Annotated in this window: 12 protein-coding genes and 1 pseudogene; 5 read left to right on the top strand and 8 right to left on the bottom strand. The window is 54.3% G+C overall.

Features of this window, described 5'->3' with window-relative positions; genetic code table 11:
• Positions 1-55 precede the first annotated feature (55 nt).
• Positions 56-2617, bottom strand: a complete 2562-nt coding sequence (mutS, locus tag FFT88_RS19265; protein WP_135403789.1) for a DNA mismatch repair protein MutS — start codon at positions 2615-2617, stop codon at positions 56-58.
• A 75-nt stretch (positions 2618-2692) separates the two neighbouring features.
• Here mutS and FFT88_RS25950 point away from each other — a divergent pair, with 75 nt between their 5' ends.
• The gene (locus FFT88_RS25950; protein WP_135403790.1) at positions 2693-2872 is read left to right on the top strand and encodes a hypothetical protein; all 180 of its coding nucleotides are present in this window, start codon (positions 2693-2695) and stop codon (positions 2870-2872) included.
• Positions 2873-2903: 31 nt separating this feature from the next.
• The gene (locus FFT88_RS19255) at positions 2904-3248 is read left to right on the top strand and encodes a nitrous oxide-stimulated promoter family protein (RefSeq protein ID WP_135403791.1); all 345 of its coding nucleotides are present in this window, start codon (positions 2904-2906) and stop codon (positions 3246-3248) included.
• Between the two features lie 40 nt (positions 3249-3288).
• On the opposite strand, the gene FFT88_RS19250 is transcribed toward FFT88_RS19255, so the two are convergent.
• The 7 genes and pseudogenes from FFT88_RS19250 to hypA all read right to left on the bottom strand — a co-directional run bounded on the left by FFT88_RS19250 (position 3289) and on the right by hypA (position 9528).
• A complete protein-coding gene (locus FFT88_RS19250; protein ID WP_130221542.1) occupies positions 3289-3717 on the bottom strand; it encodes a TOBE domain-containing protein in 429 nt (142 codons plus the stop codon).
• Between the two features lie 44 nt (positions 3718-3761).
• The gene (flhA, locus tag FFT88_RS19245) at positions 3762-5840 is read right to left on the bottom strand and encodes a formate hydrogenlyase transcriptional activator FlhA (RefSeq protein ID WP_135403792.1); all 2079 of its coding nucleotides are present in this window, start codon (positions 5838-5840) and stop codon (positions 3762-3764) included.
• 71 nt (positions 5841-5911) lie between these two features.
• Positions 5912-6922, bottom strand: a complete 1011-nt coding sequence (gene hypE / locus FFT88_RS19240; protein ID WP_130207638.1) for a hydrogenase maturation carbamoyl dehydratase HypE — start codon at positions 6920-6922, stop codon at positions 5912-5914.
• On the bottom strand, positions 6919-8040 hold the full coding sequence (hypD, locus tag FFT88_RS19235; RefSeq protein ID WP_130207636.1) for a hydrogenase formation protein HypD: 1122 nt from the start codon (positions 8038-8040) through the stop codon (positions 6919-6921). Before hypD ends, hypE begins: the two co-directional genes overlap by 4 nt.
• A pseudogene (hypC, locus tag FFT88_RS19230) lies at positions 8040-8311 on the bottom strand (hydrogenase 3 maturation protein HypC). The gene hypD and the pseudogene hypC overlap by 1 nt, the downstream one beginning before the upstream one ends.
• The gene (hypB, locus tag FFT88_RS19225; RefSeq protein WP_064528082.1) at positions 8302-9174 is read right to left on the bottom strand and encodes a hydrogenase nickel incorporation protein HypB; all 873 of its coding nucleotides are present in this window, start codon (positions 9172-9174) and stop codon (positions 8302-8304) included. The pseudogene hypC and the gene hypB overlap by 10 nt, the downstream one beginning before the upstream one ends.
• 3 nt (positions 9175-9177) lie before the next feature.
• Complete coding sequence (hypA, locus tag FFT88_RS19220) at positions 9178-9528, bottom strand: hydrogenase maturation nickel metallochaperone HypA (protein WP_130207634.1); 351 nt, start codon at positions 9526-9528, stop codon at positions 9178-9180.
• 211 nt (positions 9529-9739) lie between these two features.
• Between hypA and hycA the strand changes: the two genes are divergently transcribed.
• From hycA to hycC, 3 genes are all read left to right on the top strand, one after another.
• Positions 9740-10201, top strand: coding sequence for a formate hydrogenlyase regulator HycA (hycA, locus tag FFT88_RS19215; protein WP_130207632.1), 462 nt, complete (start codon positions 9740-9742; stop codon positions 10199-10201).
• A gap of 124 nt (positions 10202-10325) precedes the next feature.
• A complete protein-coding gene (gene hycB, locus FFT88_RS19210; protein WP_059268566.1) occupies positions 10326-10937 on the top strand; it encodes a formate hydrogenlyase subunit HycB in 612 nt (203 codons plus the stop codon).
• Complete coding sequence (gene hycC, locus FFT88_RS19205) at positions 10934-12760, top strand: formate hydrogenlyase subunit 3 (protein ID WP_135403793.1); 1827 nt, start codon at positions 10934-10936, stop codon at positions 12758-12760. Before hycB ends, hycC begins: the two co-directional genes overlap by 4 nt.
• The last annotated feature ends 2 nt before the right edge of the window (positions 12761-12762 follow it).

Raw genomic sequence — 12762 nt, 5'->3', positions numbered from 1 at the left:
GATTCGTCAGTTGTCGTTAATACTCCCGATAGCAAAAGACTATCGGGAATTGTTATTACACCAGACTCTTCAAGCGATAAATCCACTCTAACGCCTGACGCGGAGTCAGTGAATCCGGATCAAGATTTTCCAGAGCTTCGACCGCAGGCGAAGTTTCTTCTGGTACTGATAGCAAAGACATCTGCGTACCATCCACCTGCGTCGCGGCGGCGTTCGGCGAAATGCTTTCCAGCTCACGCAGTTTTTGCCGTGCGCGCTTAATAACTTCTTTTGGCACGCCCGCCAGAGCAGCAACCGCCAGGCCGTAGCTTTTGCTCGCCGCGCCGTCCTGCACGCTGTGCATAAAGGCGATAGTGTCGCCGTGCTCCAGCGCATCGAGATGTACGTTGGCGACGCCTTCCATTTTCTCCGGTAGCTGGGTCAGCTCGAAATAGTGGGTGGCAAACAGCGTCAATGCCTTAATCTTATTCGCCAGATTTTCCGCGCACGCCCATGCCAGTGACAGACCATCGTAAGTGGACGTCCCGCGTCCAATCTCATCCATCAACACCAGACTGTACTCGGTGGCGTTATGCAGAATATTAGCGGTTTCGGTCATCTCCACCATAAAGGTTGAACGCCCGGATGCCAGATCGTCCGCCGCGCCCACACGGGTAAAGATACGGTCAATCGGGCCAATCTCGACTTTTTGTGCCGGTACATAGCTGCCGATATAGGCCATCAGCGCAATCAGTGCGGTCTGGCGCATATAGGTACTTTTACCGCCCATGTTCGGGCCGGTAATAATCAACATCCGACGCTGTGGCGACAGGTTCAGCGGGTTAGCGATAAACGGCTCATTCAGTACCTGTTCAACCACCGGATGGCGGCCTTCGGTAATGCGAATGCCAGGTTTATCAATGAAGGTCGGGCAGGTGTAGTTCAGGGTATAGGCCCGTTCCGCCAGGTTCACCAGCACGTCGAGTTCCGCCAGCGCGCTCGCGCTCTGTTGCAGCGCTTCCAGATGCGGCAACAGCAGGTCGAACAGCTCTTCATAAAGCTGTTTTTCCAGTGCCAGCGCTTTGCCTTTTGAAGTGAGGACTTTGTCTTCGTACTCTTTCAGCTCTGGAATAATGTAACGTTCAGCGTTTTTCAGCGTCTGGCGACGCATGTAGTTGATTGGTGCCAGATGGCTTTGTCCACGGCTGATCTGAATGTAATAACCATGAACCGCGTTAAAGCCGACTTTTAGCGTGTCCAGGCCGGTACGTTCACGCTCGCGGACTTCCAGACGCTCCAGATAATCGGTCGCGCCGTCAGCCAGCGCCCGCCACTCATCCAGCTCTTCGTTATAGCCCGGTGCGATAACACCACCGTCGCGTACCAGCACTGGCGGTGTGTCGATGATTGCCCGCTCCAGCAGCTCGCGCAGCTCGGCAAACTCGCCCATCTTCTCACGCAGCGCCTGAACCGGTGCACTATCGACAGTTTCTAACTGCGCGCGCAGTTCCGGCAGTTGTTGGAAAGCGTGACGCATACGGGCCAGATCGCGCGGGCGAGCGGTACGCAACGCCAGACGCGCCAGAATACGCTCCAGATCGCCCACCTGCCGCAGTACCGGCTGCAGCTCGGCGGTGAAATCCTGCAATGCGCCAATAGTTTGCTGGCGCTCAAGTAACACACGGGTGTCGCGCACTGGCATATGCAGCCAGCGTTTCAGCATACGGCTACCCATCGGCGTGACGGTGCAATCAAGCACAGAAGCCAGAGTATTTTCCGCACCGCCTGCCAGGTTCTGGGTAATTTCCAGATTACGGCGCGTCGCGGCATCCATAATGATGCTGTCCTGCTCACGTTCCATGGTGATAGAACGAATATGCGGCAGAGTCGTACGTTGGGTATCTTTCGCATACTGCAACAGGCAACCGGCAGCACAAAGCCCGCGTGGCGCGTTCTCGACGCCGAAACCAATCAGATCACGAGTGCCAAATTGCAGGTTCAACTGCTGGCGCGCGGTGTCGATTTCAAACTCCCACAGCGGGCGACGACGCAGGCCGCGACGACCTTCAATCAGCGACATCTCGGCGAAATCTTCTGCATACAGCAGTTCCGCCGGATTGGTGCGTTGCAGCTCTGCCGCCATCGTTTCGCGGTCAGCCGGTTCGCTCAGACGAAAACGACCGGAACTGATATCCAGCGTCGCGTAGCCGAAACCTTTGCTGTCCTGCCAGATAGCCGCCAGCAGGTTATCCTGACGCTCCTGCAACAGGGCTTCATCGCTGATGGTGCCTGGCGTAACGATACGGACAACTTTGCGCTCAACCGGACCTTTGCTGGTCGCCGGGTCGCCAATCTGTTCGCATATAGCGACGGACTCGCCCTGATTCACCAGTTTGGCGAGATAGTTTTCCACTGCATGGTAGGGAATACCCGCCATCGGGATCGGCTCGCCCGCAGACGCGCCGCGTTTGGTCAGCGAAATATCCAGCAGCTGCGACGCCCGTTTTGCGTCGTCATAAAACAGCTCGTAAAAGTCACCCATCCGGTAGAACAGCAGGATCTCCGGATGCTGGGCTTTCAGCTTGAGATACTGCTGCATCATTGGTGTATGGGCGTCGAAATTTTCTATTACACTCATGGAATTAGATCCGGTTCCCTGATGTTAAATGTAGTGTGATGGTTTTTATTTTCGTTGTAATCACATAAGGCGCACATGATACCGGAGTTAATCATTTCAGGGGAAGACGCGAAAGGTGAGTTCTTGATGCCGGTTCCGCGAAAAATGCTGCTTTGCAGCTTTTGCGTGATGACTATGAAACAAGATCGCAAAATTACATCGGTTGAAGAAACCTCCTCCTTCAGAGCCATAGTTCCCTTCAAAATTAAGTTGTAATATAAATGCACCTTAAGAGTATGGAGGCAGCATGTCCGGCAAGCGTATCTCTCGTGAAAAACTGACGATTAAAAAAATGATCGATCTTTATCAAGCGAAATGCCCGCAGGCGTCAGCGGAGCCGGAGCATTACGAGGCGTTGTTTGCTTACGCACAAAAACGGCTGGATAAATGTGTGTTTGGCGAAGAGAAACCCGCCTGTAAGCAGTGTCCGGTGCACTGTTACCAGCCTGCGAAGCGTGAAGAGATGAAGCAGATTATGCGGTGGGCGGGGCCGAGAATGCTGTGGCGTCATCCGATTTTAACCGTGCGTCATCTGATTGATGACAAACGTCCGGTGCCGGAGTTGCCAGAAAAATTCCGCCGGAAGAAATAAATTTGCCGGAGGAATCTATTCTCTCCGGCAAATACGGCGCTTACGCTTTGGTCGCAATCAGGATTGCTGATGCTTTGATCAACGCAATAACACGCGATCCTGTGGTGAGTTTCATTTCATCCTGGCTTTCATTGGTTACCACAGCCACAATTTCAAAACCCGCATCTGTTTTGATATGGACAGTGGCATTCACTGCGCCTTCGGTGATTTTCGACACGCTGCCAGCAAACTGGTTGCGAGCGGAGAATTTCAGTCCACAGTCTTCCGTTGCCAGCGTTACCCACGGGGCTTTAATCAGGGCAATCGCTTCTTTCCCTTTTGCCAGCCCCAGGGCTTGCTGGCTGCTGTGTGTAACAATTGCCACCAGCTTTGCACCACCTGCCAGCGTCAGTTCTACTTCATCATTCACCGCGCCCATTGCGACTGCGCTAACCGTTCCGGTTAATTGATTTCTTGCTGAAACTGCCATACTGCCTCCTTTCATTGAATGTTGATCGAGTATAACCACATCTGTTAAATCAATGCCGCTTTATCTATCCCCAGCCGCTTCATCCGTGACAGCAGAGTGGTGCGTTTTAACCCCAGACGTTGTGCAGCGCCTTTTGGCCCGGCAACCACGCCGTTCGTCTCTTTTAATACGCGGACAATCAGTTGATATTCATCCTCGCCTTCCTGGGCGACGACCGTCGCGGTCGGTGGTGTTTCAGGTTCTGACAGAGGGATATCGGGTAAAGAGAGTTGTAGAACGTTACCGCGAGTCAGCAACACCGCGCGCTCAATGACGTTTTCCAGTTCGCGCACGTTACCTGGCCATTCCATATTGCTCAATGCGCGCAGAGTCTCGGCAGGAATGCTGTCAATATTACGACCCAGGCGGCGGGCAATTTTAAATGTAAAGGCTTTAGCCAGCAGCGGAATATCTTCCGGGCGCTCGCGCAGCGGCGGCAGATGAATCGGGAAGACGTTCAGGCGGTAGTAGAGATCGCTACGGAACTCACGGTCGGCGACCATTTTTTTCAGATCGCGGTTAGTCGCGGCGATTAAACGCACGTCCGTCTGAATGATTTTGTTGCTGCCGAGGCGTTCAAACTCCTGTTCCTGCAATACGCGCAGCAACTTCGGCTGTAACTCCAGCGGCATATCGCCCACTTCATCGAGGAACAGCGAGCTTTTATCCGCCAGTTCAAAACGACCAATGCGCTGAGCGCTGGCACCAGTAAAGGCACCACGCTCATGACCAAACAGGTCACTTTCCAGTAATCCGGCAGGCATGGCGGCGCAGTTCATCTTCACCATTCGCCGACCATTGCGGTTGCTAAGATTGTGGATCGCGCGGGCAATCAGTTCCTTACCCGTCCCCGTTTCACCGAGAATGAGTACGGTACTGTCGCTTTGCGCTACCATCTCAACCTGCTTGAGCACGCTATACATGGCTTCGCTGCGACCAATAATCTCGCCAAATTCGCTATCCACATTATTGAGCTGTTCAGTCAGAGCAAGGTTTTCATCAACCAGGCGCTCTTTCAGACGGTGGATTTCCTGATAGGCGAGGGCGTTATCCACGGCAATCGCCACACGTTCAGCAATCTGGCGCAGCAAACTCAGGTTAGTGGTGGTAAAGGTTTTCTCTTCGCACTGCGCCAGTTTCAGCACGCCCAGCATGGTGTTGCCAGACATCAACGGTAGCAGGCACAGCGTCTGGATCTGGTTGCCCCAGGTGTCGAACAACATGCGTTCGTAGGGGGCTAAATCGTCTCGCTCGTGGAGATTAAGCAGCAGCATCTCTTTGCTTTTAAATACGCGCTCGGTGAGGGTTCCTGCCTCATCAACTTCACTCTGTTCGTGAGTGGGATGCTGTTTATCGAGATAGTGAGTGGAGTAAACGTTGAGTTTGTTTTTGCGGTGGCTGCGTAAAACGATGCTGATATCGTCGATATCGAAGTAGTAGTGGATTTCTTTAGCCACTTCGCTGACCAGCTCGTCCATGTCCAGGCGAGAAAGTACCGCGTTGGTGATGGCAACCAGGATGCGGAAGTTATCCCGTTCCCGGCATAGCAGTTCGTAGTCGACATTGTTGATGACGCGACTCTGAATTTGCTCGCTGACAACAGAAACAATCTGCGTAAATGTTTGCAGTCGATTGAACTCTTTTTCGCTCCACGGGCGATCGTCATAACGAATAAATTCACAGGCGCCAAAAATATGTCCTTCCGCGGCCTGCGGCATCAGGCAATAGTGACCAAATTTAGGGTATAGCCCACTCGTAGCCAGTTGCGGCCAGGTGTCACAAAATTCTTCGTAGCTGCAGTGCAGTGTGTCAGGGCGCGATAAAATGCTGCGCACCGGACCATGTGCCAGAATGGTTTCGTCTTCGTATTTAATGGGATTGTCTTTGTCACGCGACGCGTAATAAGTCGCACGTTGAGTCTGCGCTTGCCACAACACAATAGCTGCGTTGTCGGCGAGCGCAGAACGCTTTACCAGTTGCGAAAGAGCCTCACACAGCGAGGCCAGATCGGGCTGCTGCAATAGTGTCCGAGTGATGTCGAACAACCCTTGTTGCCCGAGATCACTCATCGGTGTATACGACATGTTGTTCTTCCAGGAAAGCACCGCTAAGCGGTGCAAAAGGTAAATGACAAATTCCAGGGGCTAGATTTTTATTAGCATATACGAGGTAGCGGTTCGGCGTGTGGTAGATCGAGAGTTCGTTTCACGCCATAAAGCCCAGCGAGACGAACACCTTTACGCTCAACCACTTCGCCAATTAATGCTGCATCTTGTCCCAGTGGGTGGGAACGCAGCGCCGCCAGCACTTGCTCTGCCGCGTTACGCTCTACAGCAATCACCAGCTTACCTTCGTTGGCAAAGTTGAGGGCATCCAGGCCCAGCAATTCGCAAACGCCACGCACGGCAGGTTTAACCGGCAGCGCTGCTTCTGAAAGTTCAATACCGCAACCGCAGGCTGCCGCGAACTCATGAACTACCGCGTTCACTCCACCACGGGTAGCATCGCGCAGCGCTTTCACGCCGGGAATGTCGCGCAGCGTCTGAATAAGCGGCGTCAATACCGCGCAATCGCTGACCAGTTCGCCGTCCAGCCCCAGCTGCTCGCGCAGGTTAAGGATAGTTGCTCCGTGGTCGCCGAGCGTACCGCTAACCAGCAGAACATCGCCTGCGGTGAGAGTTTGTGCTCCCCAGTGAATATTCGCCGGAATTGCGCCCATGCCTGCGGTGTTGATAAACAGTTTATCTGCCGCCCCACGCTGTACCACTTTAGTATCGCCAGTGACGATGGCGATTCCTGCCGCGCGGGCGGTTTCTGCCATGCTGGTCACTACCGCTTTCAGCGTCTCCATCGGCAATCCTTCTTCGAGGATAAATCCACAGGAGAGATAACGTGGGATAGCGCCGCTGACCGCAACGTCATTGGCCGTGCCGCAAATCGCCAGCTTGCCGATATTACCGCCAGGGAAGAACAGCGGGTCGATGACGTAGCTGTCAGTGGAGAAGGCCAGACGATCGCCTTCTGCCATTAATTGCGCCAGGTCAAGACGAGCCTGATCTTCCTGTTCTGCCAGCCACGGATTAGCAAACGCCTCCATAAACAGGCTGTTGATTAATTGCTGCATCGCCTGGCCGCCGCTGCCGTGGGCGAGTTGGATATTATTCACACTTCACTCTCCTGCTGACGATACTGATACCATGCGGCACATGCTCCTTCGGAGGAAACCATAAGTGCGCCGAATGCGGTTTGAGGATTACAGGTGTTACCAAACAGCGGGCATTGATGCGGCTTACATTTGCCGGTCAATACTTCACCACAACGTGCGCGCGGGTCATCACAAACCTGCTGCGGTGCCGGGCGGAAATGTGCTTCGGCATCGAATCGTTGATAATCCGGCGTCAGGTGCACACCAGAAGATTCAATCACGCCTAAGCCGCGCCATTCGCTGTCGCCATTGACGCAGAAGACGTCAGCAATCGCCTGTTGTGCCAGCAAATTACCCGCATCTGGCACCACTCGCCGGTACTGATTCTCTACCTTGCTGTGGGCCGCTATTTTCTGCTCTACCAGCATCACCACGCCTTGCAGTAGATCAAGTGGTTCGAAACCAGCGACCACCAGAGGACGATGAAAATCGCTGGCGATAAAATTATAGGCGTCGGTGCCAATTACCATACTGACGTGGCCCGGCGCGAGGAACGCGTCGATGCCATTGTCCGGCTGTTCCAGCAAACTGCGCAGCGTGGGGATCAGCGTAATGTGCTGGCAGAAGAAGTAAAAATTCTGCACATCGCGGGCTTTTGCCTGTTGCAGCGTGATTGCGGTGGTCGGCATGGTGGTTTCAAACCCTAAGCCGAAAAACACCACTTTACGAGTTGGGTTCTCCTGCGCCAGTTTCAACGCATCCATTGGCGAGTAGACGATGCGCACATCAGCACCGCGTGCTTTTGCCTGCAACAACGACCCCTGTTTCCCCGGTACGCGCATGGCGTCGCCAAAGGTACAGAAGATGACTTCCGGATGGCTGGCAATCTCCACGCAGGTGTCGATTCTGCCCATCGGCAGAACGCACACCGGACAACCTGGTCCGTGGATAAACTCAACGTTTTCCGGCAGTAACTGGTCGAGGCCGAATTTAAAGATGGCGTGGGTATGACCGCCGCACACTTCCATAATCCGCAGAGGGCGTTCGGCGGTGTAAGAGAGATGTGAAGCACGTTCGCGCAGATGCTCAATTAACTGCATCACCTGTTCCGGCGCGCGATATTCATCAACAAAACGCATTATTTTTCCTCGCCATACAACAGCGCACCGACATCCGGCTCAACATCAAACATGTTTTGTAAGGCGTCGAGAGTGTCACGCGCTTCGGCTTCATTAATTACGCTCATGGCAAAGCAACGTGAACCAGTACCCACTGGCCCACGCGTGGCTGACCGTTTTCATCGCAGCTGCCGACTAGCGTTAAATCGACATCGCGCTGAATGCCGCAGACGTCGACTTTCGCCAGGTTGCCGTCAATGGTGCGAATCTGGCCAGGAACGCCTATGCACATCGCTGTGCCTCCAGCCAGTTCAGCCACTGGTCCATCCCTTCGCCGCTGGTGGCGGAAATAAGGATGATTTCAATTTCTGGATTGACTTCGCGGGCGCAGGCGATGCACTTCTCAACGTCAAAGTTGAGATACGGCAGCAAGTCAACTTTGTTGAGCAGCATCAGCGAGGCGGCGGCAAACATATGCGGATATTTCAGCGGTTTGTCTTCACCTTCGGTAACGGAAAGCACCGCCACTTTGTGTTTTTCACCGAGATCGAAGCTGGCCGGGCATACCAGGTTGCCAACGTTTTCGATAAACAGAATACCGTTATCGTCCAGTGGCAGGCGCGGTGCGGCATCAGCGATCATCTGGGCATCAAGATGGCAGCCTTTACCGGTATTCACTTGAATCGCTGGTGTGCCGGTAGCGCGAATGCGGGCGGCATCGTTCACGGTTTGCTGGTCGCCTTCAATCACTGCACACGGAACGCTGTCTTTCAGGCGCATTAAGGTTTCCGTCAGCAGCGTGGTTTTACCGGAACCAGGGCTGGAAACCAGGTTGAGCACCAACTGATTGCGGGCAGCAAAGCGCGCGCGGTTGCGTTCAGCCAGACGGTTGTTTTTGTCCAGCACGTCAATTTCGACTTCCAGCATCCGACGCTGGCTCATACCTGGCGCATGAGTGCCCGCTTCGCCGTGACCATAATGCAGATCGCCTTCTTCGGTCTGGCTGGGGGTAAATTCAGGCGCTTTAATGCCGGTGATTTTCATCTTCGGCCGTGCCGCCGGGGCAAATGGCGCGCTACGAAACGCGGAATGAGGGTTATGTTCATCACCCTCGATATACAGGTTGCCTTCACCGCAACCGCATGTTGTACACATCGCTCACTCCTGGTCTATTTCTATCCGCCGAATCTGTAAACCGTCGTCTGCCACAATGCGCAGCATGTCGCCATGACACTGTGGACAGCGGCGGACGCGCTGGGTCAGTAGCGTCACATACTGCTGGCATGTTTCACACCAGCACTCGGCCTCTTGTTCTTCGAGGTGCAGTTTACAACCTTCTGCCACGCTGCCGCGGCAAACCAGATCAAAACAAAAGGCAAGAGAGCTGGTTTCGACACAAGAAAATGCGCCAATTTTGAGCCAGACCGCAGTTACGCGTTTTGCGCCGTGCTGTATGGCCTGCTGTTCGATCAATTCCAGTGCCCGCTGGCAGAGGGTTATTTCGTGCATATCGCCTCCCATTAACTGTTGCCCGTGATAAGCAATAATTATGCCAGTGTTGATTATCCCTGATGTGAACAATGTCGATGATGTCGAAATGACACGTCGTCATGGCGTCGAAAGTCGGTTGTCTTATGAAAAATATATAAATAACAATGAGATAAAAATTGGCACAAAAAATGCTTAAGGCAGGCATCTCTGTTAAACGGGTAACCTGACAATGACTATTTGGGAAATAAGCGAGAAAGCCGATTACATCGCACAGCGGCATCGTCGCCTACAGGACCAGTGGCATATCTACTGCAATTCGCTGGTTCAGGGGATCACGTTATCAAAAGCGCGTCTGCACCACGCCATGAGTTGCGCGCCAGATAAAGAACTCTGTTTCGTACTTTTTGAACATTTTCGCATCTACGTCACCCTGGCGGATGGTTTTAACAGCCACACCATCGAGTACTACGTCGAAACGAAAGACGGCGAAGACAAGCAGCTGATTGCACAGGCTCAGTTAAGCATTGACGGCATGATTGATGGCAAGGTCAACATCCGCAATCGCGAACAGGTTCTGGAACACTATCTCGAAAAAATCGCTGGTGTTTACGACAACTTATACACCGCCATTGAGAACAATACGCCGGTGAATTTAAGCCAACTGGTAAAGGGACAAAGCTCAGCAGCATGAGCTGAGGCTTTGTCCGGTTTGCAGGCATCATGCCTGTTTGGGGATGGGCGTGTCGATGAGTGTCGAAAATGACATTTCATCGGCATGTTTTCGTCAAAAATGACAATCACCTGAGGAATGCCCGGTGAATCGTTTTGTAATTGCTGACTCCACGCTCTGTATCGGCTGCCACACCTGTGAGGCCGCCTGTTCAGAGACGCATCGCCAGCACGGCCTTCAGTCTATGCCGCGCCTGAGAGTGATGCTAAATGATAAAGAATCTGCGCCGCAGCTCTGTCACCACTGTGAAGATGCACCCTGCGCGGTGGTCTGCCCGGTTAACGCCATCACCCGCGTTGATGGGGCCGTGCAGTTGAATGAAAGCCTGTGCGTAAGCTGCAAACTGTGCGGCATCGCCTGTCCGTTCGGCGCAATCGAATTTTCCGGTAGCCGTCCGCTGGATATTCCTGCAAATGCCAATACCCCGAAAGCGCCACCGGCACCGCCTGCTCCGGCGCGTGTCAGCACATTGCTTGACTGGGTGCCGGGTATTCGCGCGATCGCCGTCAAATGTGACCTCTGTAGCTTTGATGAACAAGGTCCGGCCTGCGTGCGGATGTGCCCAACCAAAGCCCTGCATCTGGTGGATAACACCGATATCGCCCGCGTTAGCAAACGTAAGCGTGAGCTGACCTTTAACACGGACTTTGGCGATCTCACCTTGTTTCAGCAGGCTCAAAGTGGAGAGGCTAAATGAGCGCAATTTCCCTGATCAATAGTGGCGTGGCGTGGTTTGCCGCCGCCGCTGTTCTGGCATTTCTCTTTTCTTTTCATAAGGCACTAAGTGGCTGGATAGCCGGAATTGGTGGCGCAGTCGGTAGCCTGTACACGGCAGCAGCGGGCTTCACTGTGCTGACTGGCGCGGTCGGCGTGAGCGGTGCGCTGTCGCTGGTAAGCTACGATGTGCAAATCTCTCCGCTTAATGCGATTTGGCTGATTACGCTCGGCCTGTGCGGCCTGTTTGTCAGCCTCTACAACATTGACTGGCATCGCCACGCGCAGGTGAAGTGCAACGGCTTGCAGATCAATATGTTGATGGCTGCCGCCGTCTGCGCCGTCATCGCCAGTAATCTGGGCATGTTCGTGGTAATGGCCGAAGTCATGGCCCTGTGCGCGGTGTTCCTTACCAGCAACAGCAAAGAGGGCAAACTGTGGTTTGCGCTGGGACGTCTTGGCACTCTGCTGCTGGCGATTGCTTGCTGGCTACTGTGGCAGCGTTACGGCACGCTGGATCTGCGCCTGCTGGATATGCGCGTGCAGCAACTGCCGCTCGGTTCCGATATCTGGCTGCTAGGTGTGATTGGCTTTGGCCTGCTGGCCGGGATTATCCCGCTGCACAGCTGGGTGCCACAGGCACATGCTAACGCCTCTGCGCCAGCTGCCGCGCTGTTTTCCACGGTAGTCATGAAAATTGGCCTGCTGGGCATTTTAACCCTGTCGCTGCTGGGTGGTAACGCGCCGCTGTGGTGGGGGATCGCGCTGCTGGTGCTCGGCATGATCACCGCGTTCGTCGGCGGTCTGTATGCGTTGATGGAGCACAACATCCAGCGCCTGCTGGCTTACCACACCCTGGAAAATATCGGCATCATCCTGCTGGGGCTGGGCGCTGGCGTAACGGGTATCGCACTCGAACAACCGGCGCTGATTGCCCTTGGTCTGGTCGGTGGTCTGTACCATCTGCTTAATCATAGCCTGTTCAAAAGCGTACTGTTCCTCGGGGCGGGGAGCGTCTGGTTCCGTACCGGTCATCGCGATATCGAAAAACTCGGTGGTATTGGCAAGAAAATGCCGGTTATCTCCATCGCTATGTTAGTCGGGCTGATGGCAATGGCTGCGCTGCCGCCGCTGAACGGTTTTGCCGGGGAATGGGTTATCTATCAATCCTTCTTCAAACTGAGCAATAGTGGCGCGTTTGTTGCCCGTCTGCTGGGGCCGCTGCTCGCTGTGGGTCTGGCAATTACCGGTGCGCTGGCGGTGATGTGTATGGCGAAAGTCTATGGCGTCACGTTCCTCGGTGCGCCGCGTACCAAAGAAGCCGAAAACGCCACCTGTGCGCCGTTCCTGATGAGCGTCAGCGTAGTGGCTCTGGCGATTTGCTGCGTAATTGGCGGTGTTGCTGCGCCGTGGCTGCTGCCGATGCTGTCTGCTGCTGTACCTCTGCCGCTGGAGCCTGCTAACACCACCGTTTCTCAACCAATGATCACGTTGCTGCTGATTGCCTGCCCGCTGCTGCCATTCATCATTATGGCGATTTGCAAAGGCGACCGTTTGCCGTCACGTTCCCGTGGCGCTGCCTGGGTGTGCGGCTACGACCACGAAAAATCAATGGTGATTACCGCTCACGGTTTTGCCATGCCGGTTAAACAGGCGTTTGCGCCAGTGCTGAAACTGCGCAAATGGCTGAATCCGGTGTCGCTGGTGCCGGGCTGGCAGTGCGAGGGGAGTGCGTTGCTGTTCCGCCGGATGGCGCTGGTTGAACTGGCGGTGCTGGTGGTGATTATTGTTTCACGAGGAGCCTGAGA

This window comes from Escherichia sp. E4930, assembly GCF_005845405.1.
Classification (GTDB): Bacteria; Pseudomonadota; Gammaproteobacteria; order Enterobacterales; family Enterobacteriaceae; genus Escherichia.
This window is presented reverse-complemented; position numbering and strand designations above follow the sequence as displayed.